Annotated in this window: 23 protein-coding genes; 15 read left to right on the top strand and 8 right to left on the bottom strand. The window is 71.1% G+C overall.

Annotation, left to right across the window (positions count from 1 at the left end; all coding sequences use genetic code 11):
• Positions 1 to 120 precede the first annotated feature (120 nt).
• The 3 genes from ACFWY5_RS08910 to ACFWY5_RS08900 form a co-directional block, all read right to left on the bottom strand.
• The gene (locus ACFWY5_RS08910) at positions 121 to 1,431 is read right to left on the bottom strand and encodes an IS256 family transposase (RefSeq protein WP_379630978.1); all 1,311 of its coding nucleotides are present in this window, start codon (positions 1,429 to 1,431) and stop codon (positions 121 to 123) included.
• 334 nt (positions 1,432 to 1,765) lie between these two features.
• A complete protein-coding gene (locus ACFWY5_RS08905) occupies positions 1,766 to 6,574 on the bottom strand; it encodes an FtsK/SpoIIIE domain-containing protein (RefSeq protein ID WP_379630977.1) in 4,809 nt (1,602 codons plus the stop codon).
• Positions 6,575 to 7,209: 635 nt separating this feature from the next.
• On the bottom strand, positions 7,210 to 7,368 hold the full coding sequence (locus ACFWY5_RS08900; protein ID WP_379630976.1) for a hypothetical protein: 159 nt from the start codon (positions 7,366 to 7,368) through the stop codon (positions 7,210 to 7,212).
• Between the two features lie 341 nt (positions 7,369 to 7,709).
• Between ACFWY5_RS08900 and ACFWY5_RS08895 the strand changes: the two genes are divergently transcribed.
• The 12 genes from ACFWY5_RS08895 to ACFWY5_RS08840 all read left to right on the top strand — a co-directional run bounded on the left by ACFWY5_RS08895 (position 7,710) and on the right by ACFWY5_RS08840 (position 17,858).
• Complete coding sequence (locus tag ACFWY5_RS08895; RefSeq protein WP_379609974.1) at positions 7,710 to 8,363, top strand: hypothetical protein; 654 nt, start codon at positions 7,710 to 7,712, stop codon at positions 8,361 to 8,363.
• A gap of 1 nt (position 8,364) precedes the next feature.
• Complete coding sequence (locus ACFWY5_RS08890; protein ID WP_379630975.1) at positions 8,365 to 9,081, top strand: hypothetical protein; 717 nt, start codon at positions 8,365 to 8,367, stop codon at positions 9,079 to 9,081.
• Positions 9,078 to 10,346, top strand: coding sequence for a CpaF family protein (locus ACFWY5_RS08885; protein WP_379609972.1), 1,269 nt, complete (start codon positions 9,078 to 9,080; stop codon positions 10,344 to 10,346). Before ACFWY5_RS08890 ends, ACFWY5_RS08885 begins: the two co-directional genes overlap by 4 nt.
• Positions 10,346 to 11,215, top strand: coding sequence for a type II secretion system F family protein (locus tag ACFWY5_RS08880; protein WP_379609971.1), 870 nt, complete (start codon positions 10,346 to 10,348; stop codon positions 11,213 to 11,215). The genes ACFWY5_RS08885 and ACFWY5_RS08880 overlap by 1 nt, the downstream gene beginning before the upstream one ends.
• Positions 11,208 to 12,128, top strand: a complete 921-nt coding sequence (locus ACFWY5_RS08875) for a type II secretion system protein (RefSeq protein ID WP_379609970.1) — start codon at positions 11,208 to 11,210, stop codon at positions 12,126 to 12,128. Before ACFWY5_RS08880 ends, ACFWY5_RS08875 begins: the two co-directional genes overlap by 8 nt.
• Complete coding sequence (locus ACFWY5_RS08870; protein ID WP_379609969.1) at positions 12,128 to 12,361, top strand: hypothetical protein; 234 nt, start codon at positions 12,128 to 12,130, stop codon at positions 12,359 to 12,361. Before ACFWY5_RS08875 ends, ACFWY5_RS08870 begins: the two co-directional genes overlap by 1 nt.
• Positions 12,345 to 12,770: a TadE/TadG family type IV pilus assembly protein gene (locus ACFWY5_RS08865; protein ID WP_379609968.1), complete on the top strand. Its 426-nt coding sequence runs from the start codon at positions 12,345 to 12,347 to the stop codon at positions 12,768 to 12,770. The genes ACFWY5_RS08870 and ACFWY5_RS08865 overlap by 17 nt, the downstream gene beginning before the upstream one ends.
• Positions 12,771 to 12,780: 10 nt before the next feature.
• Positions 12,781 to 13,149 (top strand): TadE family protein, encoded by a 369-nt coding sequence (locus ACFWY5_RS08860; protein WP_379630974.1) that lies wholly within the window; start codon positions 12,781 to 12,783, stop codon positions 13,147 to 13,149.
• Complete coding sequence (locus ACFWY5_RS08855) at positions 13,146 to 13,559, top strand: pilus assembly protein TadG-related protein (protein WP_379630973.1); 414 nt, start codon at positions 13,146 to 13,148, stop codon at positions 13,557 to 13,559. The genes ACFWY5_RS08860 and ACFWY5_RS08855 overlap by 4 nt, the downstream gene beginning before the upstream one ends.
• A 74-nt stretch (positions 13,560 to 13,633) precedes the next feature.
• Complete coding sequence (locus ACFWY5_RS08850; RefSeq protein WP_379630972.1) at positions 13,634 to 16,369, top strand: BTAD domain-containing putative transcriptional regulator; 2,736 nt, start codon at positions 13,634 to 13,636, stop codon at positions 16,367 to 16,369.
• Positions 16,366 to 16,944, top strand: coding sequence for a hypothetical protein (locus tag ACFWY5_RS08845; RefSeq protein WP_379630971.1), 579 nt, complete (start codon positions 16,366 to 16,368; stop codon positions 16,942 to 16,944). Before ACFWY5_RS08850 ends, ACFWY5_RS08845 begins: the two co-directional genes overlap by 4 nt.
• On the top strand, positions 16,941 to 17,858 hold the full coding sequence (locus ACFWY5_RS08840) for a hypothetical protein (protein ID WP_379609963.1): 918 nt from the start codon (positions 16,941 to 16,943) through the stop codon (positions 17,856 to 17,858). Before ACFWY5_RS08845 ends, ACFWY5_RS08840 begins: the two co-directional genes overlap by 4 nt.
• Here the strand turns inward: ACFWY5_RS08840 and ACFWY5_RS08835 are convergent.
• Positions 17,855 to 18,292, bottom strand: a complete 438-nt coding sequence (locus ACFWY5_RS08835) for a MarR family winged helix-turn-helix transcriptional regulator (RefSeq protein ID WP_379609962.1) — start codon at positions 18,290 to 18,292, stop codon at positions 17,855 to 17,857. The genes ACFWY5_RS08840 and ACFWY5_RS08835 overlap by 4 nt on opposite strands.
• 87 nt (positions 18,293 to 18,379) lie before the next feature.
• On the opposite strand from ACFWY5_RS08835, the gene ACFWY5_RS08830 reads away from it, so the two are divergent.
• A complete protein-coding gene (locus ACFWY5_RS08830) occupies positions 18,380 to 19,537 on the top strand; it encodes an MFS transporter (protein WP_379630970.1) in 1,158 nt (385 codons plus the stop codon).
• Between the two features lie 50 nt (positions 19,538 to 19,587).
• Here the strand turns inward: ACFWY5_RS08830 and ACFWY5_RS08825 are convergent, their stop codons facing one another.
• The 3 genes from ACFWY5_RS08825 to ACFWY5_RS08815 all read right to left on the bottom strand — a co-directional run bounded on the left by ACFWY5_RS08825 (position 19,588) and on the right by ACFWY5_RS08815 (position 22,380).
• Complete coding sequence (locus ACFWY5_RS08825) at positions 19,588 to 20,430, bottom strand: hypothetical protein (protein WP_379630969.1); 843 nt, start codon at positions 20,428 to 20,430, stop codon at positions 19,588 to 19,590.
• A 70-nt stretch (positions 20,431 to 20,500) separates the two neighbouring features.
• Positions 20,501 to 21,001, bottom strand: coding sequence for a methylated-DNA--[protein]-cysteine S-methyltransferase (locus ACFWY5_RS08820; RefSeq protein ID WP_379630968.1), 501 nt, complete (start codon positions 20,999 to 21,001; stop codon positions 20,501 to 20,503).
• A complete protein-coding gene (locus tag ACFWY5_RS08815) occupies positions 20,998 to 22,380 on the bottom strand; it encodes a DNA-3-methyladenine glycosylase 2 family protein (protein WP_379609958.1) in 1,383 nt (460 codons plus the stop codon). The genes ACFWY5_RS08820 and ACFWY5_RS08815 overlap by 4 nt, the downstream gene beginning before the upstream one ends.
• Positions 22,381 to 22,474: 94 nt before the next feature.
• On the opposite strand from ACFWY5_RS08815, the gene ACFWY5_RS08810 reads away from it, so the two are divergent.
• Together ACFWY5_RS08810 and ACFWY5_RS08805 are read left to right on the top strand one after the other, a co-directional pair.
• Positions 22,475 to 22,879 carry a metalloregulator ArsR/SmtB family transcription factor gene (locus ACFWY5_RS08810; RefSeq protein ID WP_184957820.1) on the top strand — a complete coding sequence of 135 codons (405 nt, stop codon included), beginning with the start codon at positions 22,475 to 22,477 and terminating at the stop codon, positions 22,877 to 22,879.
• The gene (locus ACFWY5_RS08805) at positions 22,879 to 23,775 is read left to right on the top strand and encodes a cation diffusion facilitator family transporter (RefSeq protein ID WP_379630967.1); all 897 of its coding nucleotides are present in this window, start codon (positions 22,879 to 22,881) and stop codon (positions 23,773 to 23,775) included. The genes ACFWY5_RS08810 and ACFWY5_RS08805 overlap by 1 nt, the downstream gene beginning before the upstream one ends.
• A gap of 1 nt (position 23,776) precedes the next feature.
• On the opposite strand, the gene ACFWY5_RS08800 is transcribed toward ACFWY5_RS08805, so the two are convergent.
• Positions 23,777 to 24,991 (bottom strand): MFS transporter, encoded by a 1,215-nt coding sequence (locus ACFWY5_RS08800; RefSeq protein ID WP_379630966.1) that lies wholly within the window; start codon positions 24,989 to 24,991, stop codon positions 23,777 to 23,779.
• Positions 24,992 to 24,998 lie beyond the last annotated feature (7 nt).

Genomic DNA, 24,998 nt, shown 5'->3' with positions numbered 1-24,998 from the left:
CGACAACCCAGGCGGTGCGCCCCATGCCGACAACCCGGAAGGTGCGCCCCGTGCGCGCAGCTCGGGAGAGCTTGTAACTCGTAGTGTGTAAAGTTGATCTTGTGGTTGGTTTTGGTTGCTTTACCGGATACGGCCTGGGTAGGCGTGCTCGAGTTCGTTGAGGGCCTCGATCCAGCCGTGGGTCCGCTGTCCTTCGACGAGTCTGCCGGGGTAGCCGCTGCGGCTGTTGTCATCGGCGTTGTTGGCGGCTCGTTCGCGGGCTCGTTTGTCCTCGATGTTGATGATGGCCAGCCACAGGAGTTTGACGACGGCGTCGTCGGTCGGGAAGTGGCCGCGGGCCTTGGTGACCTTGCGTAGCTGGTAGTTCAGCGACTCGATGGTGTTGGTGGTGTAGAGCAGCCTGCGCACCGGCGGGCTGAAGGCCAGGAACGGAATCACCTGCTCCCAGGCGTTCTGCCAGACCTTGACCGTCTGCGGATAGCGCGCTCCCCACGAGCCGGTGGCGAAGGCGGCCAGGGCGTCGAGTGCGGCCTCGGCGTAGGGCGCGGTGTAGATCGTCTTCAGCTCGGCGGCGACCGCGGCACGGTCTTTGCGCGGCACCGGCCGCAGGCTGTTGCGGATCAAGTGGACGATGCAGGCCTGGACCGTGGTGTGCGGGAAGGCGGCGTGGATGGCGTTCTCGAAGCCGGGCAGGCCGTCGCAGCAGGCGATGAGGATGTCGGCGACGCCGCGGGTGCGCAGGTCATTGACCACCGTGCGCCAAAACCCGGCGCCTTCCCCGGCTGCCGGTGCCCCGTCCGGGGTCGTGGCGATCCAGATGCCCAGCACGTGTTTGCCGCCGTCGGTGTCGATGCCGACCGCGATGTAGGCGGGCTTGTTCTGCACCACGTGCTGGTCACGGACCTTGACCACGACGGCGTCCAGGAAGACCACCGCGTAGACGGGGTCGAGCGGGCGCCGCTGCCAGGCCTTGACCTCCTCCATCACCTGTCCGGTGATCCGTGAGATCGTCTCGGCCGACAACTGTGTGCCATACACCTGCTCCAGATGGTGGGTGATGTCGCGCACGCTCATGCCATGCGCGTACAGGCTGATGATCATGTCGTCCAGGCCGCCGGAGACCCGCCCGGCCCGCTTGGGGATCAGCGCCGGCTCGAAACTCCCGGCCCGGTCTCGGGGCACGGCCACCCGGACCGGCCCGACCCCGGTCTGCACCGTTTTGCGGATCTTGCCGTTGCGGGAGTTGCCCGTCCCGTACCCGTCGAAGTCATGCTTGGTGTAGCCCAGATGCGCGCCCAGCTCGGCCTCCAAGGCCCGCTCCAGCACCGCCTTGACCAGCTCGCCCAGCATGCTGCCCTCACCGGTCAGCCGCAGCCCTCCGGCCTCGTCCCGGGAGCGGGCCAGCAGCTCATCCAGCAGCCGGTCACCCATCAACTCCCGGATCGGACGACGGGCCTTCCTCTCCGCCTCCACCCCGGTAGCCGAAAGATCACCTACAGTGGTCGACGTTGCGCCGTCGACACCCTCGATTACAGACACGTCGTTCTCCCCCCGAAGAAGCGGGCCCCCGCCCGCCGATCAATTACTTTCCAGCAAGATCACTTTCCACACCTGGAGAAATACCCCCGCTCGGGAGGTGCGCCTTGTGCCGACAACCCACCGCGATGTGCGCCGGGCAAGCCCCATGCGGTGCCCTGGAAGGGGGTGATGGAACGGCCGCGGATTGAGTGCTTACGGAAACGGTCCTTCAGGCGGGGTCAGGAACTCACGGAGGCTGGGCGGGAAGCGAAGGGAGGGCGGTTTGGATGGGGGTGGTGGTGCCCATGGTGAGGAGGAGGCCGCGGCCCGGGGGTCCGCCTACGGCGCCGCGCGGGAGCCGTACCGTGAAGAGGTCGCCGTCGGCCGGGCTCTGGATGGACAGCAGGAGGCCGGTGCGGGACTTGCGGGCCTCGGCGACGAAGCCGCGGTAGGCCGTCGCCAGGTCGCCGGTCGCGCCGGCGATGATCAGGCCGTGGTCGCCGTCCCGGCCCGTGCGGAGGATCTCGTCCAGGGCCATGCCGAGCGGGGCGTCGGGGTTGATGAGTTCGGCGTCGTCGACGATCACCACGTAGCTCGTCAGCGGGGCCACCAACTCCTGGAGGCCGGTGCCGTTGCCGTCCAGGATGGCCGTGGCGCCTTCGAGGTCGCGTAGCGGGCTGCGGCGGGGGACCACCGCGATCACGGGGGTGTTCTGGGCGATCAGGGAGTGGGCAGCGGTCATCAGGGCCGAGGAGCGGCCGGATCTCGGCGGGCCGGCGATCACCGCGCCTGGGCCGTGGGCCAGGAGGTCTATGCCCATCGGGGCCAGGGCGTCGCCCCCCGCGCCGAGGAGGGCCCACAGCGGGGACGGGGCGGTGAACGACGGGCGCAGGGCCAAAGCCTGGTCGGCGGTCATGCGCATGGGAAGGGCGTCCACGCGCAGGGGGTGCTGGTCTTCGTCGAGGTCGGCGGGGGCGGTGGCTCTGGACAGTGTTTGCAGGGCCGCCACCTGGGCCTGGCCGGACGGGTCTTCGGTCAGGAGAGCGATCTGGCTTTCCACCACGCCGTGTTCGCCGGTGGACAGGGCGCGGCCGGGGGGCATGGCGGCGGGGAGGTCCTTAAGGGGGAGGCCGGCGAGAGCGTAGTCCGCCTGGTCGGCCAGACGGAGGATGAGGCGGTCGTCGAAGACCGTGGAGACCTGGCCCAGCAGGCTGGAACGGTCGCCGGTCACCACCGCCCGCAACCCCACCGCCGGGCCCTCGCGCAGGAGCTGGAGGAGGGCTTCGGTGAGGCGGCCGTAGTCGTACGCCTCAAAAGCGGCCACGTATCCCTCCCAGCGGTCGAGCATGAGCACCAGCCAGGGCAGCCGGTGCCCCGCTTGCCGGCATTCGGCCAGGGAGGCATGGCCTGCCTCGGCGAGGATCTGCTGGCGGCGGCCCACCTCGGCGCGCAGGCGGGACAGGAGGCGCTCGACCCGGTCCAACTGGTCGCGGGTGACCACGGCGCCGCAGTGTGGCATCGCGACCAGGGGGAGAAGGGCGCCGGAGCCGCAGTCGACGGCGTGCAGGTGTACGTCGGCGGGGGAGGTGCGCGCCGCTATGGCACCGGCGATCGTCCGCAACGCCGTGGACCTGCCGCTTCGCGAGGCGCCCGCGATGAGCAGGTGGCCACCGTGGGCGAGGTCGAGGGTGAGCGGCCGCCGGTCCTGCGCCCACGGCCGGTCGGTGGCGCCGAACACCAGCGGCTCCACCTCGCGGAACCCACCGGGCCGCGGTGCGCCGCCATCGAAGTCGCCAGCCTGTGGTGTGTCACCGTCGAAGGGGAGGACGAGCTGGTCGGGCAGGGGCTCCAGCCACGGGCTCGGCTGGGGCGGTACGGCGGCCAGCCTGGCGGCCTCCGTCAGCGCGTCGGCCAGCAGGGTGAGGTCGGTGACGGCCGAGGTCTCGGTGGGTTCCGGAGCCGCGGGCAGCGACTTGCCCAGGGCGCGCCAGTCCAGCTCGACCACGCGGACCGCGCGCCGCCTGCCGCCCTCGTCCGCGGCCGCGCCGGGCGCGCGACCCCCCACCCGCCCAGTCTGTACGGCTACCGCCGCCCCAGCCCCCGACTTCACAAAGCAGCGACCCGGCGCCGACTTGGGAATGTGCGCCGCGTCAGGCAGGTCGATCACATCCGTGGACTCGACCGGCTCCGTCACCCGCAGCGCGATCCGGAGCGAGGTGTTGGCCTGAATGTCAGCCGTCACGACCCCGGCCGGGCGCTGCGTGGCCAGGATGAGGTGAACGCCCAGCGACCGGCCCCGCCGCGCGATGTCGACAAGCCCGGCCACGAAGTCGGGCAACTCCGCCACCAGCGCCGCGAACTCATCGATGATCAGCACCAGCCGCGGCATCGCGGGCCGCACCCCCGGATGCAGGCCGTCCGCAGAGGAAGCCGCGTACGGCCTGCCGAGCCGTGACCCGGTGACGTCCCGGCCGCCGGGAGATGGCCGCCGGAGGTCGGTGTAGTCGTCGATGTCCTTGGCCCCCGCGTCCAGCAGCAACCGCTCGCGCCGCCGGATCTCGGCGCCCAGCGAGTCGAGCGCCCGCCGGGTCAGGTGCCCGTCGAGGTCGCTGACCATGCCCACCGTGTGCGGCAGCCGGGCGCACTCCTTGAACGCCGCCCCGCCCTTGTAGTCGATCAGGACGAACGCCAGCTGGTCCGGCCGGTTCGCCACGGCCAGCGAGCAGATCAGCGACTGCAGCAGCTCCGACTTCCCCGCGCCCGTCGTGCCCGCGACCAGCCCATGAGGACCGTCCAGCCGCAGATCGATCGGGAACGCGCCGTCGGGACCCATGCCGATCAACGCCCTGGTGGACCCGGTGTCGCGCCATCCGGCGAGAATGTCCTGGCCGGTCGGGGCACGCAGGCCGAGCAGGTCGAGCAGGCGTACCGACTCCGGCAGATTGCCCGACGGGTCGTCCCTGCTCACGTCGCGGATCGGCGCCAGCGACCTGGCCAGCCGGTCGCACCACTGCGGGGACACCTGGTCGGCCAGCACCGCGCCGATGGCGTCCAGGCCGCCGCCGCGCAGGCGTACCAGACCATCGGCCCCGCACGTCGCGACCGTGGCGCACTCCTCGGGCAGCAGGCGCTGGTCCTCGTCGAGCGCGAGCGTGAAGACGCCCGCGCGCGGGCCGTGGCGCAGGACCTGCGGCATGCCCGGCAGCCCGCGCAGGGCCTGGGCGCCGTCGAGGACGACCAGGACGTCGTAGGGACGCTCGTCGTAGGTGGAGAAGGCGGGAGGTTCGGGGCCGCCCAGATCGTCCCAGCCTGTGGGGATCTTGCCGAGCTCGGGGATGGCGGTGTTCTGGCGCTCGTCGATGAGGGCGGCCAGCTCGGACACCCGCCGCGCGGCCGAGTCGGGATCGGCGCCGATCAGGACGAGGCAGTCCTCCCCGCCGCGTGGGGCGCAGTGGGGCAGCCAGCGTACCCAGCTCCAGCGCCGCTCCCCGTCGGCATGCGCGGACAGCACCACCACGGCCAGGTCACGCGGGCTGTGCAGGGTCGCGGCCTGGCCGATCAGCCAGCCCGCCAGCGCGGTCGACGTCTCGCGCGGCCCGGTCACCCCGGCGACGCCGAGGCGGCGCATCGCCAGGGCCACGGGCACGCTGGCGCACAGCGGCGGGTCCAGCCGGCCGCCGCCGCTCTCCTCGACCAGCTCCAGGTTGGCGGGCAGGTCGGCCAGCCCCACGCGCAGCCGCAGCGCGTCGGGGTCGTGGATGCGCCGCTCCCACAGCCGCCTGCGCGGGCCGGTCGCGGTCAGCAGCACCTCGGCGGGGTCGGGGGCGTCGGAACGCCTGGCCACCTCGTCGTCGGCGCGGGCCCGCTCGACCACCCGCTCGTACTCCGCCAGCCGCTCCTGATGCTCGCGCATCGCCTGGCGGTGCTGCTTCCTGCCGTGGCGCCGGTCGCTCCACCACTGGCCGATCATGATCAGTGGGGTCATCAGCGCGATGAGCAGGAAGTACCACTGACCCAGCACCAGCGTCAGCACCACCCCCAGCACGGCGGGCAGGAACGCGGCCAGCAACTGCAGCCGCATCCCCTCGTTCTTGCGCGGCTCCGCGGGCCGCTCGAACCTGCGCTCCGGCTCGGGACGCCGCAGCCTCGGCGGCCGGTTATACGCCACACCACCCTCGGGAGCAGGCGCCAGATGGGCGTCGCGCGGCTCCACCGCACCCAGCGCGAACACCGAGGACCCGCACGTCAGCAACGCATGCTCCGGCCAGTCGGCGGCCTCGGCCAGCGGCTTGCCGTCGAGCTCCGGCGGACCGCCGGGCCAGACCGCCCGCAGGTCGTCGTCGGCGGGCGCGAGATATCGGGCGCGCTCGGACGCCTCCCAGCGGTCGGCCTCGCGCTGGTCGTCGCGCTCGGCCAGCTCGGTGAGCTCCTCGGCGTAGCGGCCCTTGATCCGCCGCCGCCGCGGTCCCGGCGGCGGCTCCCTGCGCACCGGCTCGATCGTGATCGCCTCGGGCGTGATCCGCAGCGTCGCCGCCTCAGGCGCCAGCACAGGATCCGGTACGGCTATCGCGCACATGGCATCGGAGCCGATCACATGCGAGCCCAGGCTCAGCCGGTGGACCGCTCCCGCCCCCGGACCACCCACGATCCGCACCTCGGCCACGCCGAGCGGCTCCTCGGTGACGGTCGCGCGGGCCAGATGGCGTTCGAGCGTGATCCGGTCGCCGTCATGGAGAACCGCCCTGGCCAGCGCCCGCGAGTCGACCTGCCGCCCGCCGCGCCACAGCGCCGGACCCTCCTGCCCCAGCCCGTCGCCCCGCTCGGGCTCGCGTTGCTCGGGGACGCGCGGGATCGCCCGCTCCTGATGCTGCGGGTACGGCGGCGCCGACGACATCCCATACGGCGCCCGGGACCGGGGCAGCTTGACGACCTTGGCCAGCGGCTCCCGCCCCCCGTCGAGGGCCTCGGCCACCCGGGCCACGGTGACGCCGTCGTCGAGCTCGACCACCACGTCACGGTCGCCCTGCTCGCCGAGCACGGTGAGCATGATCCGCATGTGCCGTCTCCTCGCAGGGGGTCGGACCTCGGCGTCACGGTAACGCCAGAAGTGAGGTTAGGCCCGCGGATTGACGGCACGGGCATGATCGGGCTCGCCTGTGGACAACGAAACGGACCTGTGGAAAACATTGGGAGATTTTGCCAGGACTTGGGGCGCGGTCTGTGGATAACCCTGTGGACGCAGGCTGTGACCAGGGCTTTGGCCAGGGGGAGCTTGGGGATTGACGGGCGTGTCGGGCCGCGATCGGCCGCTCCGGAATCGCGGACAGCGGTGAGGAGCGGTCGATTACGGAGCGTGACGTTTTCGAGGGAGGAAGGAGGCGAAGTCGACGGCGATGAGGAGGCGTGGTCGCGGTGGCGGGGACTGGCGGGGAACCACATGTGGCGCCGTGACGGGGGGTGCCTGCGGGGCGGGGTGGGCGCCGTGAGCGGAAGGAGGGGTGCCGCGGGTGTGGGGCGCGAGGGGGGAGTCTGCGGGGTGGGGTGTCGCGGGACGTGGGGCGCGAGAGGGGCGGTGGGGAAGTGCCTGCGGGCGGACGGGGGGCCGTGACCGGAGGGAAGCGCCTGAGGGTCGTGGAAGCGCGTGGTGGGGGTGGGTGTCGAGGTGGAGGGGGCTGGGGGCCGAGGGTGGGGTTAGGGGGATTTGTGGGGGTGGGTCTTGGCGTGGAGGGCGTCGGCCTTTTCTTCCAGGAGGCCCGCATAAGCGTCCACCTCGGAGGTCACCGCCGCCAGCCCGCTGGCCGCCCGATGCAGCCTCCCGGCCACCCTCCGCGACACCCGGGCGGAAGCCATCCGCCCCACAAACGCCCGCACACCAGGACGGGCAAGGAACGACCGCACACGACTGGCCATGTCCCGAATGATCCCACAACCTGAACCCGTTCAGAAGATCCCCAAATATCACATCAAGATCCCCAGCGCTGTGACACCCGTGACACCTGTGATTTCTGCGCCCTGTATCACGAAATTTCGGTCTGAATCAACCAACCCAACCCAACCGGTCTACCGTTTTGGTGTTGACAGGCCCCCACCTGCGAAACGAGCATTGGTCACCGCATTCCCGCCCCACTCCCGCACGTGGATGCACATAATGGCGTGAATTCTACAATTTCGCATATGGGAGCCCCCCACCCATGAGGACCAGTGAGAAACCCGCCACGAATTCGGCGGGGCCAAGTGGTGCGCTCTCCGCCGAGCGCAAGCTCCCCGTACCCCCACGCGAGCGTAAGCCCGCACTGGCCGCACTCGCCGTCCTCCTGATCCTGGGCGGCGCCCTGGCGACCACGCTTCTGGTGATGCGCAGCGGCGACCGTATTTCCGCGGTCCGCGTGATCCAGCAGGTGGGCGCCGGCCAGCAATTCACCGAACAAGCGCTGGAAGAAGTCCAGATCGCCGACACCGGCATTGACTACGTTCCGTGGTCGCAGCGCGGAGAGGTGATCAAATCGTTCGCCGCCGTCACCATCCTGCCCGGCACCTTGCTCACGAATGACATGGGGATAAACGCCAGTAAGGAGCTCGGACCGGGAAAGGCCAAGGTGGGATTGGCACTGAAACCCGGGCAGATGCCAGAAGGCCTGATCAAGGGTGACCGGGTCCAGGTGGTGCACGTTCCCAGCCGCAGCGGTACCGAGCGGTCCAGGGTTCTGGCGGCGAGCGCGCTGGTCCACGGCGTCGGGGAGAAGGGCCTGGTCACCGTGATCGTCGACACGGCCGTCTCGGCCGAGGTGGTCGGCTACGCCTCCAGCGGGGAGATCGCCGTGGCCGAACTCCCGGGGGCCCGCTGACGTGGCGCTGATCGTGCTGGCCGCCGACAAGGGCGCGCCGGGCGTCACCACCGCCGCGACGGCCCTGGCCGCCGTGTGGCCGCGGCCGGTGCTGCTCGCCGAGTGCGATCCCGCGGGAGGAGATCTGGCCTACCGGCTGCCGGCCGCCGACGGCGGCGTGCTCAACCCGGGAAAGGGGCTGCTCAGCCTGGGCGCCGTCGCCCGCAGGGGGATCGAGCCCGCCCAGATCCACGAGCACACCCAGAAGATCGTCGGCGGGCTCGACGTGCTGGCCGGGCTCACGCACGGTGAGCAGGCGGCGGGTCTGACGTGGCTGTGGGGACCCCTGGGACGTTCGCTGGCGGGCATGCCCAACGCCGACGTCATCGCCGACTGCGGCCGCCTCGGAACTTATCCACAGGTCAACGACCTCATCAACGAGGCCGCGGTGACCGTCCTGCTGACCAGGCCCAGCCTCGACCACGTCGCGCACCTGCGCGAGCGCCTGTCCATCACCAAGGCCCACGGCGTCGTGGTGATCGCCAACCCGCGCCGCTACCGCGCCTCCATCGAGGAGGTACGCCGCGTCGTCGGCCCCAACGTCAAGTTCGTCCACGGCCTGGCCGACGACCCCAAGGGCGCCGAACTGCTACGCGGCGAGTGGGGCGGCCGCCTCGACCGATCTCTCCTCATCCGTACGGCACGCGACCTGGCGGGAAGGCTGGTGAACTACCAGTGATCGACCACTCCCTGGTCAAGCGCTTCCGCCAGGAAGTGGGCGACCGCCTGGCTCACCAGCGCCGCATCGACCAGGCCAACGGCCTGCCCGCGATGACCGGCGAGGACGAGCGCCAGTTCGCCAGGGCGCTCATCTCGCAGGTCCTGGAGGAGCACGCGCGCGGCGAGATCGGCATGGGCCGCACCCCGCCGACGATCGAGGAGGAGGAAGGGCTGGCCGCGGGCATCCACGCGGCGTTGTTCGGCGTCGGCCGCCTGCAGCCGCTCCTCGACGACACCGAGGTCGAGAACATCGACATCAACGGCCACGACAAGGTCTTCGTCTCCTACGCCGACGGCCGCGAGTCGCTGCACGAGCCGGTCGCCGACTCCGACGACGAACTCGTCGAGCTCATCCAGATCCTGGCCGCCTACTCGGGCCTGTCGAGCCGCCCGTTCGACACCGCCAACCCCCAGCTCGACCTGCGCCTGCCCGACGGTTCCCGGCTGAGCGCCGTCATGGACGTCACGGTACGGCCGGCCGTCTCGATCCGCCGCAGCCGCCTGGGCAAGGTGTTCCTGCCCGACCTGGTCGGCAACGGCACGCTGACCCCGGACATCGCCAGGTTCCTCCAGGCGGCGGTCGCCACCCGCCAGAACATCATGATCGCCGGATCCACCAACGCCGGGAAGACCACGCTCCTGCGCGCCCTGGCCAACGAGATCCCGTCCGGCGAGCGTCTCATCACCGTCGAACGCGCCCTGGAGCTGGGACTCGACCAGTTCCCCGAGCTCCACCCGAACGTGGTCGCCTTCGAGCAGCGCCTGCCCAACTCCGAGGGCCAGGGCGAGATCACCATGGCCGAGCTCGTCCGCAGAAGCCTGCGCATGAACCCCAGCCGCGTCATCGTCGGCGAGGTTCTCGGCGACGAGATCGTCACCATGCTCAACGCGATGACCCAGGGCAACGACGGCTCCCTGTCGACCATCCACGCCAACTCCAGCATGGAGGTCTTCAACCGCATCGCCACCTATGCCCTCCAGGCCAACGAGCGCCTGCCCATCGACGCCACGCACATGCTCATCGCCGGCGCCATCGACTTCGTCGTCTTCATCGAGAAGCACAACGACTACGACCAGGGCGGCAGCCTGCGCCGATTCGTCTCCAGCGTGCGCGAGGTCAACGGCTGCGACGGCCGCGTGCTGTCGAGCGAGATCTTCGCGCCCGGTCCCGACGGCCACGCCGTACCCCATGCTCCCGTGCAGGCCGACCTGGGGAACTGGTGATGATCAACCTCGACCCCTTCACGATGCTCGCGGGCGCCGCCACCGGCGGCGGCCTGTTCCTGCTCTTTCTTTCCCTGTACGGCATGCGTCCCCACCCCGGCAGGCCCAAGCGCGAGGTCATCAGGATGCTGACCACCCGCACCGCCATCGCCGGCGTCAGCGCGGCGTTGATCATGGTGGTCACCGGCTGGCCGGTGGTCGCGGTGGGGGCGGTGCTGCTGGTGTTCGCGTGGCGCGGGCTGTCAGGAGGCGCCTCGGAGGAACGCGGGTCGATGCGCCGCCTCGAAGGCCTGGCCGCCTGGACCGAGTCGCTGCGCGACACGATCGCCGGCGCCGCCGGGCTCGAACAGGCCATTCCGGCCTCGATCAGGGCCGCCGCGCCGATGCTCAGGCCGCACCTGCGGGCGCTGGTCGACCGGATGCACTCCCGGATGGCGCTGCCCGACGCGCTGCGGCTGTTCGCCGACGAGCTGGACGACCCCTCGGCCGACCTGGTGGTGGCGGCGCTGATACTCAACTCGCGGCTGCGCGGGCCTGGCCTGCGCGACGTGCTGGGGGCGCTGGCCGTCTCGGCGCGCGAGGAACTCGACATGCGCCGCCGGGTCGAGGCCGAACGCCGTTCCACCCGGCGCAGCGTGCAGATCGTGGTGATCACCGCGCTCGTCTTCGCCGGGTTGCTGGTGGTCTTCAACCCCTCCTACGTCAGCGAGTACAGCTCGTGGCTGGGGCAGGCGGTGCTGCTCGTGGTGGCGGGGCTGTTCGGCGCCGGGTTCGCGTGGATGCGGCGCCTGGCGAGGTTCGACAAGCCGACGCGGCTGCTGGCCCCGCAGGTCGCCGCGGAAGTACCCCAGGCGGTGAAGCATGGTTGAGGGTGTGCTGGCGGGCGGCGCGTTCGGGCTGGGCGCCTTCCTGCTGCTGCGGGCCCTGTTCCCGGCAAGGCCGGGGCTGGTGGCGCGGCTGCTGGCGCTGGACGCGGTCCGCGAGGACGCGGGGGCGCCCCGGCTGCAACTCGTCCTTCCCGACGAGGAGGTCAGCGCGTTCCGCCGCGGGCTCGGCGTACGGCTGGCCCGCTTCCTGCTGTCGCGGGGCTGGGAGGCGCGCTCGATCAGGGCGGACCTGGCGCTGGTCGGGCGCTCGTTCGAGGGGTTCCTGGCCACCAAGGTGCTGCTGGCGGCGGCCGGGCTGCTCGCCTTCCCCGTGCTGCTCGGCTGGCTGGTGCTCATGGAGTGGGGGACCTCGCTCGCGATCCCGTTCTGGGCCGCCGTCGTGGTGGCCGTGGTCTTCTTCTTCCTGCCCGACCTGCAGATACGGCGGGACGCCGCGGCCCGGCGGCGCGACTTCCGCCACGTCGTCGGCGCCTTCCTCGACCTCGTGTCGATGAACCTGGCCGGCGGACGGGGCGTACCGGAAGCGCTGGTCATGGCCGTGTCGGTCAGCGGCGAGCAGCCCAACTGGGCGATGTCCCGCATTCGCGACGCGCTGAGCGGCGCGCGGATCGTCGGCATCACCCCCTGGCAGGCGCTCGGCCAGCTCGGCGAGGAGATCAACGTCGACGAGCTGCGCGACCTGTCCGCCGCGCTGGGCCTGGTGGCCGACGACGGCGCAAAGGTGCGCGCCTCGCTCACCGCCCGCGCCGCCACCCTGCGCCGCCGCGAGCTGGCCGAGATCGAGGGCCGCGCGGGCGAGCGCTCGCAGTCGATGCTGGTCGCCCAGTTGCTGCTCTGCGCGGGCTTTGTGATCTTTCTCAGTTTTCCCGCCGCTATGAAGATGTTGGGGTCGTGATGCTGAACCATCCTTGGGTCGTCTACCTGGTCGCCTACCTGGGAGTGCGCGTCCATCGCGCGCGCACCGCACCCTCGCGCGGCGCCTCGGCCGTCGAATGGGTGATCATCACCGCGATCATCGCGGGCGTCGCGCTCGGCCTGGCGACGTTGATCAAGACACTGGTCGAGCAGAAGCAGAGCGAGATCCAGAACAGCTTCGGCAATGGCGGCGGCGGTGGCGGCAAGGAATGACCGCGGCGCCACGGTCGTGGAGCTGGCCTTCCTCATGCCGGTCATCCTGGCCGTCGCCCTGCTCATCGTGCAGGTCGCGCTCTGGTTCCACGGCAGGCAGGTGGCCGAGGCCGCGGCCAGGGAGGGCGCGCGGGTCGCCAGGTCGGCGCCCGTGAGCGGAGCCTGGGAGGAACCGGCCAAGGCCAAGGCGAAGGCCGTGGTCGGCGCGATCGGCCCGCGTCTGCTGACCAACGCCGCCGCCACCACCTCGACCAGGGAGCCCGACGAGCGCTGGGTGACCGTGACCGGCACCGCCGTACAGGTGATTCCGCTGCTGCCCGAACTGGCGTTCACCGTCAGCGCGACCTCGGGCGGCCCGGTCGAGTGCTTCCGTCCCGACGACGGCGGGCTGGACTGCGATGAGAGGTGACCAGGGGTCGATGGCGGTCGAGACGGTCATGCTCGCGCCGGTGTTCCTGCTGTTCCTCATGTTCCTGGTCGGCGCCGGACGGCTGGTGGAGGCCCAGGGCGAGGTCAACGGCGCGGCCAGGGACTCCGCCCGCGCCGCGTCGGTGCAGCGGACCCTGGACACGGCTGAGACCGCCGCGAAGTCGTCGGCCGGGCACGCGCTCAAGGGCAGATGCCAGTCGCACGAGGTGTCGCTGTCCGGGTCGGAGTGGACCGAGGGCGGCCAGGTGCACGCCGAGGTCAGTTGCGAGCTTGACCTGGGCTTCCTCGGGTTCGGCGCGACCAAGCGGCTCACCGGGACCTCGGTGGTGCCGCTGGAGCAGTTCAGGAGGGTCGAATGAGCGGCGGCGAGCGGGGCTCGATGTCGGTGTTCACCGTGCTCTTCTCGGTCGTGGTGTTCCTGCTGGCCGGGCTGCTCGTGGACGGCGGCGCCGCGATCAACGCCAAGCTGCGCGCCACCGACATCGCCGAGCAGGCGGCGCGCGCCGCCGCCGACCAGGTCGACGTCGAGCACCTGCGCGCCACCGGGATGGCCAGGCTCCAGGGCGAGAGCGAGGTGTGCGGGCGGGCCGACGAGGTGGTCTCCGCGCACAACGCCGACGAGGTCGCGCGCGGCGACTGCGCGGTCTCCGGCGGCGCAGAGGTGCGCGTCACCGTGACCGTCCGCTGGAACGCCTTCTTCCTCGGCGCGCTCGGCTTCACCGGATCGGAGATGGAGGGCGAGGCCACCGCGGCGCCGGACGCCAGATGATCCAGACCGAAACCGGCCACTCGCTGGCCTGGGCGGGCCGTTCATGACAACGCTGGAGCGAGAAGGGAGTGGCGATGCCGACGCGAGAGCCGGTGCGGCCCAGGCGGGCGCCCGTGCGCATCCCGACCAGGCGGACCCCGGGTGACGTGCTCGCCGGGCTCGGGGCGCTCGTGGTGCTGGTCGCGCTCGTGGGCGGCGTGCCGTACGCGCTGCTCGTGCTGGCGGGCCCGCCGATCACCGCGGAGCTGCTCGACCTCGACCTGCTGACCAGCCGCGTCGGGCCGAGCACGATCGTCGCGCTGCTGGTCCTGCTGGTGTGGCTGGCCTGGTTCCAGCTGCTGGTCTGCGTGGTGGTGGAGGTCTACGCGGGCGTACGACGGGTCGGCATGCCCGCCCGCGTACCCCTGTCCGGCGGCACCCAGATGCTGGCCAACAAGCTGGTCTCAGCGGTACTGCTGTTGTTCACCGCCTCCGCCGCCGTGGTGCCGATCGCCCGGCTGGGCGCGCCGCCACCGGCCCCGCACCCGATCGCGACGGTCGCGCTCGCGGCCCCGATCGTCGAGGCGGAGACGACGAAGAAGGCCAAGAAGGTGTACGTGGTGCAGCCGCCGCACGGCCGACACCACGAGAGCCTGTGGGAGATCGCCGAGAAGTGCCTGGGCGACGGGCGGCGATATCCGGAGATCTACCGGCTCAACCAGCACAAGGAGCAGCCCGACGGTACCCGGCTGCGGATGGCCGACCTGATCCGGCCCGGCTGGGTGCTGGACATGCCGGACGACGCGCGCAACGTGCACGTGGTGCCCGCTGGGCAGGGCCGGGTGGAGACGCTCCGCGAGCATCCCGGACGTGCGGAGCCGGTCGGCAGGGTGTCCGGCAAGGCGGAGAAGTCGGCCACGCAGGAGCAGGCGCCGCTGGTCAAGAAGGAGACGACGACCAGCCAGCCAGAGATCGCGAAAAAGCCGGAAATAGTGGGCGAAACGCCGCAACAGCCCATGCCCGAGGAGGAGCGGAGCTCTGGGCTGGATCTGGTGGACTACCTGGCGGGGGCGTCGCTCGCGGCGGCGGGCCTGCTGGTGGTGCTGGGCAGGCGCAGGCGCGAACAACTGTGGCGGCGGGCGTTCGGCCATCGCGTGGTGCGCCCGCGTGACGACGCCGCCAAGGCCGAGGTGGCGCTGAGGTTCGGCGCGGACGCGCCGGGCACCCGCATTCTCGACGTCGGCCTGCGCCTGCTCGGGGCGGAGCTGGCGGCCCAGGACCGCACGCCGCCCACCGTCTACGCCGCCCACCTGTCCGCGCGCCACCTCGACCTGTGGATCCACCCGCCGGACAACGACCCGCCCGCGCCCTGGACGGTCCAGGACGGCGGCCAGGTCTGGCGGCTGCACGCGCACGAGGCCCGCCTGCTGACCGACCAGGGACCCGCCCAGCAGGGCGGCGCGCCGTACCCCGGGCTGGTCTCGCTCGGCACGGACGAGTCGGGACGGGTGCTGATCGACCTGGAGGCGGCGCAGGGCCTGATCAACATCCGCGGCGCGCAGACGACCGCGGCGCTCGGCGCGCTCGCCGTGGAGCTGGCCACCAACCGCTGGTCCGACCGGATGCGGGTCACGCTGATCGGGTTCGGCGAGGAGCTGACCGCGATCGCCCCCGACCGGATCAAGGCGGTCGGCAGCCTCGCCGAGGTGCTGCCCGAGCTGGAGGCCACGGCCGCGCCGCGCGAGCAGGTGCTCACCGGGCGCGTCAACGGCAGCCCGCGCGACGCCCACTTCCTGCTGTCGGCGGTCGCGCCCACCCAGGAGGAGGCGCGCCGCCTGGCGCTGCTGGCCCGCAAGGACACCGCCGGATACGTCGTGCCCGGTGAGTCGCCGCACGCCACCTGGACGCTGGAGATCACCGACGACGGCCGCGCCCGGATCGCCGAACTCGGCTTCGAGGTCACCGCGCAGCTCCTGCCACGGCGGCACTACAAGGCCCTGATCGATCTCTTCCGTACGGCGGAGCAGCTCGACGGCGAGGCCATGCCCGACCCGGAGCCGCTGGACGAGATGCAGCCCCCCGCCGTCGAGATCAGGCTGCTCGGCCCGATCGAGATCATCGGCCCGGAGCCGCTGGAGGCCGGGCGGATGGCGATCGCCGTCGAGCTGCTGATCTACCTGGCCACCCATCCCGGCGGCGTGCACCCGGTGGTGCTCGGCGGCGTGTTGTGGCCGCGCGGCGTACAGGCCATGGTCAGGGACGCGACCATCGCCCGGGTGGCCGACTGGCTGGGCGAGGAGCACCTGTTCACCGACGATGCCGGGAGGTTGCGGCTCGGGCCGGGCGTGCGTACCGACTGGGTGCTCTTCCGCGAGCTGGTCAGGCGCTCGCACGGGGACGCGACGGCGCGGGCCGTCATACTCGACAAGGCTCTCGGGCTGGTCAGAGGCCCGTTGCTGAGCGGGCGCCCGCCCGGCAGGTACGCGTGGCTGGCCGCCGACGAGCTGGAGTACGACGTCGCGGCCGGTGTCGCCGACGCCGCCCACCGGCTGTGCGAGATCCGCCTGGCGCACGGCGAGCCGGACGCCGCCGTCGCGGCCGCGCGGGCCGGGCTGCTGCTGGCCGCCGACGACGAGGGCCTCTGGCGCGACCTGCTGCGCGCCACCCACGCCACCGGCGACCAGGTACGGCTGCGCGCCGTCGTCGACGGGCTGACCAGGAGGTCGTCCTCGCACCCGTACGGCGGCGGGATGGCGCCGGAGACCGAGGCGCTCATCGACGAACTGCTGCCGTCCTGGCGGATCCACATCGTGAGGGAGTCGTCGGCATGAGGCGCGTGCTGATCGTGTCGTGCCTGCTGGCCGCCGGGTGCGCGGCGCAGCCGGAGAAGGCCTACACGCCCAGGGTCGCTCCCGCTCCGGCCGGGTCGGTGGCTTCCGCCGTACCGTCGCCGACCACGGAGACGATCGAGGTCGGCGAGAAGCTCACGGTCCAGGTCGAGTGGCCGGCCGCCGCCGACCCGCTGCTGAAGACGTTCACCGACTACTACGTGGACTCGTGGCGGGCGGTGGTCAGCGGCGACGACACCTACCTGGAGCAGGTCGAGGGGCCCGCCGCGAAGGAGTCCTACGACTGGGTGAAGGGCTTCGGCAAGAGTTCGGTGACCGGCACAGCGAAGCTCTACGCGCTGGCCGTGAGCGCGCGGATGGGCGAGGGCGCGCAGATCAACGCGTGCGTGGACGAGACCGGCCTGCGGCTGATCTCCAAGAGCACCGGCCGGGCCTTCACGCGCCAGCCCTCGTGGACGCGCGAGACCTACCTGCAGGCCGCGATCACGCACCGCGGCGACGACGGCGTTTGGCGGGTCAAGGACTTCCGCCACAGCAGCGAAGGGTGTGACCGATGAACCGCCTGCTCTCGGTACTGGCCGCGGGAGTCCTGCTGCTCGACCCCGGTGGCACGCGTGGCGACGGCTTCCAGGACGGCCGCACCGCCGGTGTCCGGCTCGAGAACTCCAAGATCGTGATCACCGGCAACGGGGTGAAGGGCGGCAAGAGCGACGGATACCAGCTCAAACGCCCCTGCTGGTACGAGCCGGGACCCGGCGCCGACGAGATGCTGAAGACCCAGGAGGACGTGCGGGCGTACTGGTTCCGCATGAACCCGAACGGGACCGAGGAGCAGTTCGAGAAGTTCCTCAAGCAGTTCAAGGACAAGATCGGCCAGCCGGGCCGCTGGTGGACGCCCGCCTACAACGAGGCCGACTCGCGGGGACGGGCGTGCTGGGGCGGCCTGGATGAGTTCGTCTGGGTTCCGCCGGGTACGACCCCGCCCTCGGGGATCACGCTGGCCGAGCTGGCCGAGATCGCCCGCGCCGCGCTGACCGTGCCGGAGCCCAACGTCAAGCTGAACCCCGACGCCAAGAGTTACGTCAACCTGCCCACCTGGGTGTGGCTGGACGGCGTGGGCGAGACGAGCCGGTCGGTGACGGCCTCGATCCCCGGCGTCATGTCGGCGACGGTCCGGGCGACGCTGGAGGACATCAAGATCAACCCTGGCACCGACAAGCGGCGGGCCGAGGTGCGCGAGCAGTGCGGGACGAGCGGCAAGCCGTACGTGAAGGGCGGGGAGTTCACCTGCGGCGTGCGCTACCTGCAGGCCTCGGTCGACCAGGCGCGCAAGGTGTACGTGCTCACGGTCACCACGGTGTGGCCGGTGGAGGTCGTGGACGACGTGGTGCCCTTCCAGTACGCGCCCGTCCAGGTCCAGGCGCGGCGCGACGTTCCCGTGGGGGAGGTCCAGAGCACGGTCCGGCCCTAGCGGTCGGCGATCACGCTGACGAGCGGGGCGAGCTCGGGTAGCTGGGCGGCCTCGTCCAGCACCTCCTTCAGCACGGCGTCGTGCGTGGGGCTCGCCTCGGCCAGCAGCGCGCGGCCGGCGGGCGTCACCTCGGAGTAGATGCCGCGCCGGTCGTCCTCGCACAGGTACCTGCGCAGCAGGTCGCGGTTCTCCAGCCTGGTGACCAGCCGGGTGGTGGCGCTCTGGCTCAGGACGACCGCCCTGGCCAGTTGCTGCATGCGCATGTGCCAGCCGTCCTGCCGGTCAAGCACGTCCAGCACGGTGTACTCGCTCACGCTCAGCCCGTGCCGTTTCTGCAGCGACTTCTCCAGGCGCTCCTCGATGCGGGCGTGCAGCGCGGCGAGCGTGCGCCAGCCCTGGGCGCGAGCTTCCACGGCGTCGTCGGCGATGGCCATGGTTGACCCCTCAGCTCGTTGTGTGCTCATATAGTCGGCGTGTGCAACTAATGCATACGCTCACTAACGTCGTCTAAGGGATATTCTATGCCTCTCGCCTTGTTCGCGCTCGCGATCAGCGCCTTCGGCATCGGAACCACCGAGTTCATCATCAACGGCCTGCTCCCCGAGATGGCCCACGACTTCGGGGTCACCATCCCCGCCGCCGGTCTGCTCGTCTCCGGATACGCCCTGGGCGTCGCCGTCGGAGGGCCGCCGCTGACCATGCTCGGCGGCCGGTGGTCACGCAAGACCATGCTGCTCGCGTTGATGGTGTTGTTCATCGCCGGCAACGTGCTGTCGGCCCTCGCGCCCGACTACGGCGTCCTCATGGTGGGCCGCCTCCTGGCCGCCTTCTCGCACGGCGCGTACTTCGGCGTCGGCTCCGTCGTCGCCGCCGACCTCGTCGCGCCGCACAAACGGGCCAGCGCGATCGCGCTCATGTTCACCGGCCTGACGCTCGCGAACGTCCTCGGGGTCCCGCTCGGCACCTGGATCGGGCAGGCGTACGGCTGGCGCTCCACGTTCTGGGTCGTCGTCGTGATCGGCGTCATCGGCCTGGCGGGAGTCCTGGCCCTGGTCCCCCGCCAAGACCGCCAACCGGTGAGCCTGCGCACCGAACTGGCCACCTTCAGGAAGGGCGGCGTCTGGCTCGCTCTGGCCATGACCGTGTTCGGCTTCGCCCCGGTCTTCGCGGTGATCACCTTCATCGCCCCGATGATGACCGGAGTGGGCGGTTTCTCGCCCGCCGCCGTCCCCGTCGTCATGGCCCTGTTCGGCGTCGGACTGGTCGTGGGCAACATCATCGGCGGCAAACTGGCCGACCGGGCACTGATGCCCGCCATCTACGGCTCCGTTGCCGCCCTGACACTGCTGGCCGTGGTCGTCGCCTGGCTGGCCGGCAACCAGATCGCCTTCGTGGCGGCCATCACGTTGTTCGGGGTGGCGGCCTTCGCCACCGTCCCGCCCCTCCAGACCAGAGTCCTGGACGCCGCCGCCGGCGCCCCGACCCTGGCCTCGGCGGCCAACATCGGCGCCTTCAACGTGGGCAACGCCATCGGTTCGTTCGCCGCCGGCCTCACCATCGACGCGGGCCTCGGCTACACCTCACCCGCCTGGACCGCCGCCCTCCTGGGCCTGGTCGGTCTGGGCGTCGCGGGTCTGGCAGGCCTCCAGGCCCGCCGCCACACCCTGGCCACCGCCTGACAGCAGAGCAGGAGGGCCCCGAACCGGGACCCTCCTGCCCTGCTACATGCTCAGTCGAAGAGCTCTTCCACATGCCTCACGGTGAGGGCACCGCTCAGCCAGGAGTCGAGCTGGTCAATGTCATCGCAGCTCAGGATGCGGTGCTCGGCATCTTTCGTGACCTCGACGCCGCGGCTGCGCAGGACCTTGACGATGGACACTGCTTCGCCCCTGACCTCGCCTCGGGCAAGGATTTCGGCTTGGAACTCCTGCATGATGGGGCTCTTGAACTTCTGGGTAGCCACGGACATGAGTTCCCTCCAGAAGACGATAGCTACTTCATAGGGTAGACCTCCAAGCACCGCGTCGCAGTAGACGGTCTGCCGCTCAGCGGGGATGGAGAAGAACATCTCCCGGAATGTGTCCAACGCCACGGTGGCGTTCTGGGTCTTGCTGTGCATGATGGCCGACAGCGTCGCGAGTTCCGGCCGATCGAGCGCCTCCTTGACGTCGGACATCACGGGAACCGATCCCGGCCCGACCATGAGCGGGAGCAGGGTCATGCCCGGATGCCCCAAGGGGATGGGTTTGCTGTACCGCTTGGTGGCGTTGGGGCAGGGGCAGGCGACCAGCAGGACGACCGGGCATTTCAGCCGGGCGCGCAGGGTCGTTATGTAGACCGGCCACGACCACTCCTTGCGGTCGTCGTGCTTGAGTTGGACCTCGACGATGACGGCGAGTTGTGCCTCTTTCCTGCGCCGAAGCACCATGACGGCGTCAGCGCGGTACTCGGTTGGCTGGATGTCGGGAAAGTCGCCCGACTCCAGGCAGACCTGGTCGTGGGAGGGGATGTCCACGCCGTGCTCGCCCACCAATGTGGGTGCGAGCAGGGGGTGGTTTCTGAACAAGTCCACGAGGGACTCGTGAGCCAATGACGGCATGGAGTAAAGATTACCGACTGTTGGTGTCAGATGACGGAGTGTTTCAGATCTTTGCCGACTCATGCGTCAGCAGCCACTCCTTCACCGCCGTGCCGTAGTAATAGCCGCCATAGCCCCCGCTGCCGGGAAGTACCCGGTGGCAGGGGATGAAGGGGGCGATCAGGTTCTGGGCGCAGGCGGTGCCGGCGGCTCGGGCGGCGGTGCGGGGGAGGCCGGCGCGTTCGGCGAGTTCGCCGTACGTGACGGTGGTGCCGGGTTTCACCTCGCGCAGCGCCTTGTGCAGGGCCTGGCGCTTCGGGGTGCCGGGCTGGGAGACGGGCAGGGTGTCGATGGCCTCCAGGTCGCCGTCCAGGTAGGCCATGGTCAGGCGGGTGATGTCGCCCAGGTCGTCCACCACGTCCAGGCCCTCGGACTGCAGGTTCGGGACCAGGCGGGCGAACATGTCGGAGGGGTCGGCGGTGAAGCCCGCCGCCACCAGGACGCCCTCGCGGGCGAGGAGCGCGAGCGGGACGGCGGGGGTCGGCAGGACTTGAGCTTCGATCATTTGGAGCTCCACAGGTGTAGGGCGGCGTAGGCGCGCCACGGGCGCCAGCGCTCGATGTGGTCGGCGGGGATGCCCAGGGCGGCCATGCGCTTGTTCAGGACCAGGTCGCCCGTAGGCCAGGCGTCGGGGTCGCGCAGCGCCCGCAGCCCGATGTACGCGGCGGTCCACGGGCCGATTCCGGGAACCTTCAGCAGCTCGGCCACCGCGTGCCCGGGTTCCTGGCCGCCGTCGAGGTCGATGCCGCCGTCGGCGACCCGTTTCGCGAGGTCTTTCATGGTGGCGATGCGACGGGTGGTGAAGCCCAGGCCGTCGAGGTCGGCCTCGGCCAGGACGGCGGCGCTCGGGAACAGCGGGCCGTGCCGCGTGACGATCCGGCCCAGAAGAGTGCGTGCTCCGGCCACCGAGATCTGCTGGCCGACGATCGCGCGTACCGCCAGCTCGAAGCCGTCGAACGTGCCCGGGACCCGCAGCCCCGGACGGGCCGCGATCAGGGGCTCCAGGGAGGTGGCGCCCAAGGCGGAGGCGATCGCGTCCGGGTCGGCGTCGAGGTCGAGCAGCCGGCGGCAGCGGGCCACGACGCGGGCGAGCTGGCGGGTGTCGTCCAGCTTGACGTCCAGCTGGAACACGCCGGGCCCCGGCGTCAGCGTGAGCGTCCCGCCCGCCACCAGCCGGGTGTAGGAGAGCCCGTCCACGCTTTCGAGCCCGGGAATCGCCCGGCTGGCCAGAAAGGCGAACATCCCCTCCACGTCGTACGGCTCCCGCCGGTGCAACCGCAGCCGCAACCCCGCGGCGGACGACTCGGACAGGGGCCCCGCGGTGGCCCGGAGTTCGCTGGGCGTGAAGCCGTAGGTCTCTCGCATGGTCGCGTTGAACTGCCGCACGCTGCCGAACCCCGCGGCGAACGCCACCTCCGTCACCGGCAGCCCCGTCTCGGTCAGCAACTGCTTGGCCAGCAGCAGCCGCCGGGTCCTGGCCACGGCCAGCGGCCCGACGCCCAGCTCGGTCACGAACAGCCGGTGCAGATGCCGCTCGGTGATGTGCAGCCGCTTGGCCAGCCCGGCCACCCCGGTGTCGTCGGCCGCGCCGTCGTCGATGAGGCGCAGCGCGCGGCCGATCAGGTCGCCGCGCAGGTCCCAGCCGGGGTCGCCGGGGGAGAGCTCGGGCCTGCAGCGCTTGCAGGGGCGGAATCCGGCCGCCTCGGCGGAGGCGGCGTGCCGGTAGAAGCGCACGTTGCGCGAGGCGGGGGTGCGTGCCGGGCAGATCGGCCGGCAGTAGATGCGCGTCGTCTTCACCGCGGTGTAGAAGCGCCCGTCGAACCGGGCGTCCCGTGCGGAGACCGCCCGGTAGCAGGAGTCGAAGTCGAGCTCTACAGGTGCCATGTCATCGACAGTATGTGCCGGACAGGATTGGCGACTGGCGGAAATCAGACGTATGCATTGACAGAAAGAAGACAACTTCCGCTAGCCTTCTCATATGAACAGCTATTCAGAGGTGCAGATCGATGGCTGCACGGTAAGGGTCGTGGACGCGCCGCGGGTGGAGTCCGTGCGCTCGCGGATGCCGGGCCAGGAAGACCTCGCCGACACGGCAGAGGTGTTCGGGCTCCTCGGCGACCCCAACCGGCTGCGGCTGTTGCTCGCCCTCCTGGATGGCGAACTGTGCGTGTGCGACCTCGCCGCGGTGACGGGCCAGAGCGAATCTGCCGTCTCCCACGCCCTGCGGCTGCTGCGCGCGCACCGGGTCGTCGCGGTCCGCCGCGCCGGCCGGATGGCCTACTACCGATTGGAGGACGCGCACGTGCGGATGCTGCTTGATCTGGCGATCGCCCACACCGGCCACACACAGGCCATTCATCCCGAGCGTGGGGGGAACGACTGATGGGAGCGGGACACGGACACGGCCACGCGGGCGCCAAGCACCGCTGGCGGCTGGTCGTCTCCTTCGTGTTGATCGGCTCATTCTTCGTGGTCGAGCTGATCTTCGGACTGATCACCGGCTCGCTGTCGCTGCTGTCCGACGCCGGCCACATGGCCGCGGACGTGGTGACGCTCGGCGCGGCCCTGGTGGCCACGCGGATCGCGAGCAGACCGGACACAACGGGCCGGCGCAGCTACGGCTCCTATCGCGCCGAGGTCTTCGCCTCACTTCTCGCGGTCGCGCTGATGATCGGCGTCGCCGTGTACGTCGTGGTGGAGGCCATCGGCCGGATCGGCGAGCAGGCCGAGATCTCCACCGGGCCGATGATGATCGTCGGCGCCATCGGCCTCCTGATCAACCTGGTCGCGCTGTTCCTGCTGCGCAGCGGCGCCGCGGAGAGCCTCAACGTCAAGGGCGCCTACCTGGAGGTCATGGCCGACACGGCCGGCTCGGTGGGCGTCATCGTGGCCGGCTGGCTCGTCTCCTCCACCGGCAACCCCGTCTGGGACACGCTCGTGGCGCTGGCCATCGGCGCGTTCGTCGCCATCCGGGCCGTCGGACTGGGCAGGCAGGTCTTCGCCGTACTCGGCCAGCACGTGCCCGAAGGCATGAGCGCCGACGAGGTCGCGGGCGACCTGGCCGCCATCGACGGCGTCGAGGACGTCCACGACCTGCACCTGTGGACGCTCACCTCCGGCATGCACGTGGCGACCGCGCACCTGGTCGCCGAGGAGTCGCGCAGCCACGCCGTACTGGATCAGGCTCGTGACGTGCTGCGCGCCCGGCACGGGGTCGCGCACGCGACGCTGCAGGTGGAGCCCGCCAACCACAAGGGCTGCGACGAGATCGGCTGGTGACTCAGCGCTCGGCGCGCAACGGCGAGAAGTAGATCGGCACCCAGCTGAGGGACATGAACAGCGCGCCCGCCCAGAGCGCGGCGCGCACGCCCCACAACTCGCCGACCAGGCCCGCGAGCAGGCCGCCGACGCCGACGGCGCCCATGAGGATGAGGCGCATGGTGGCGTTCACGCGCCCGAGCATCTCATCCGGCGTCACGCGCTGGCGGAAGCTGACCAGCAGCACGTTGTTGAGTCCGGTGCGGTAGGTGAGCGCGAACCAGGCGGCGGCCGAGACCCAGATCCAGGCGCCGTCGTTCAGTAGCGGGACCAGCAGGGACGCGGGGGTCGTGATCAAGGAGACGATCCACACCGCGCGGCCGCGGCCGAGGCGGGCGCCGACGTGGTGGGCGGTGGCCGAGCCGGCCAGTGTGCCGACGCCGCCCACGGCCAGGTACAGGCCGAGCACCCACTCGGGGTAGCCGAGCTGGGAGACGACGAGCACCGGCAGCAGCACCGAGTACAGCGGGAAGCCCAGGTTCGTCATCGCGCCCTGCAGCACGATCGGCCGCAGCGTGGCGTGGCCGAGCACGAAGCGCACGCCCTCGCCGATCTGCGTGGCCAGCTTGGGCCGCGGGCCGGAGGCGGGCGGGGTCTCGACGGCGGGCACCCCGCGCAGGAACAACGCCGAGCCGAGGTAACCGGCCGCGTTCAGCAGCATGGCCGCCGGGGCGCCCGCCGCGCCGACGAGCACCCCGGCGAAGCTGCGGCCGGAGATGTCCATGGCCGCGTTCGTGCCGACCAGCAGCGAGTTGGCCTCGGTCAGCCGCTCCCTGCCGACCAGCCTGGGCACGAGGCTCTGGGCGGCCACGTCGAAGAAGAGCGTGCCCACACCGGTCAGCGCGGCCACGACGTACAGGTGTTCCATCGTCAGCCCGCCCAGCCAGGCGGCCACCGGCACGGAGGCCAGCAGGACGGCCCGCGCGAGATCGGCCACGATCATCAAGGGCTTCTTGCGCATCCGGTCGATCCACGCCCCGGCCGGCAGCCCGACGACCAGCACCGAAATCGTGGCCAGCGCGCTGAGCAGCCCCACCTGACCGGCGCCCGCGCGCAGCGTGGTCACGGCCAGCAGCGGCAGGGCGACATATCCCACCTGGGCCCCGAAAGCGCTCACGGCCGAGCCGAGATACAGGTTCCGGAATCCGGGTTCGAGCAGCAACGAGGTTGTCTTCACGCCGCCC

It is taken from the genome of Nonomuraea sp. NPDC059007 (assembly GCF_042740555.1).
GTDB lineage: Bacteria > Actinomycetota > Actinomycetes > Streptosporangiales > Streptosporangiaceae > Nonomuraea.
This window is presented reverse-complemented; position numbering and strand designations above follow the sequence as displayed.

Bases quoted from the DNA above. Each gene is read 5' to 3' on its own strand.
- ACFWY5_RS08910 (WP_379630978.1), bottom strand. From the start codon at position 1,431: ATGGGTGACCGGCTGCTGGATGAGCTGCTGGCCCGCTCCCGGGACGAG.
- ACFWY5_RS08905 (WP_379630977.1), bottom strand. From the start codon at position 6,574: ATGCGGATCATGCTCACCGTGCTCGGCGAGCAGGGCGACCGTGACGTG.
- ACFWY5_RS08900 (WP_379630976.1), bottom strand. From the start codon at position 7,368: ATGGCTTCCGCCCGGGTGTCGCGGAGGGTGGCCGGGAGGCTGCATCGG.
- ACFWY5_RS08895 (WP_379609974.1), top strand. From the start codon at position 7,710: ATGAGGACCAGTGAGAAACCCGCCACGAATTCGGCGGGGCCAAGTGGT.
- ACFWY5_RS08880 (WP_379609971.1), top strand. From the start codon at position 10,346: ATGATCAACCTCGACCCCTTCACGATGCTCGCGGGCGCCGCCACCGGC.
- ACFWY5_RS08875 (WP_379609970.1), top strand. From the start codon at position 11,208: ATGGTTGAGGGTGTGCTGGCGGGCGGCGCGTTCGGGCTGGGCGCCTTC.
- ACFWY5_RS08870 (WP_379609969.1), top strand. From the start codon at position 12,128: ATGCTGAACCATCCTTGGGTCGTCTACCTGGTCGCCTACCTGGGAGTG.
- ACFWY5_RS08860 (WP_379630974.1), top strand. From the start codon at position 12,781: ATGGCGGTCGAGACGGTCATGCTCGCGCCGGTGTTCCTGCTGTTCCTC.
- ACFWY5_RS08855 (WP_379630973.1), top strand. From the start codon at position 13,146: ATGAGCGGCGGCGAGCGGGGCTCGATGTCGGTGTTCACCGTGCTCTTC.
- ACFWY5_RS08850 (WP_379630972.1), top strand. From the start codon at position 13,634: ATGCCGACGCGAGAGCCGGTGCGGCCCAGGCGGGCGCCCGTGCGCATC.
- ACFWY5_RS08845 (WP_379630971.1), top strand. From the start codon at position 16,366: ATGAGGCGCGTGCTGATCGTGTCGTGCCTGCTGGCCGCCGGGTGCGCG.
- ACFWY5_RS08840 (WP_379609963.1), top strand. From the start codon at position 16,941: ATGAACCGCCTGCTCTCGGTACTGGCCGCGGGAGTCCTGCTGCTCGAC.
- ACFWY5_RS08835 (WP_379609962.1), bottom strand. From the start codon at position 18,292: ATGGCCATCGCCGACGACGCCGTGGAAGCTCGCGCCCAGGGCTGGCGC.
- ACFWY5_RS08830 (WP_379630970.1), top strand. From the start codon at position 18,380: ATGCCTCTCGCCTTGTTCGCGCTCGCGATCAGCGCCTTCGGCATCGGA.
- ACFWY5_RS08820 (WP_379630968.1), bottom strand. From the start codon at position 21,001: ATGATCGAAGCTCAAGTCCTGCCGACCCCCGCCGTCCCGCTCGCGCTC.
- ACFWY5_RS08815 (WP_379609958.1), bottom strand. From the start codon at position 22,380: ATGGCACCTGTAGAGCTCGACTTCGACTCCTGCTACCGGGCGGTCTCC.
- ACFWY5_RS08810 (WP_184957820.1), top strand. From the start codon at position 22,475: ATGAACAGCTATTCAGAGGTGCAGATCGATGGCTGCACGGTAAGGGTC.
- ACFWY5_RS08805 (WP_379630967.1), top strand. From the start codon at position 22,879: ATGGGAGCGGGACACGGACACGGCCACGCGGGCGCCAAGCACCGCTGG.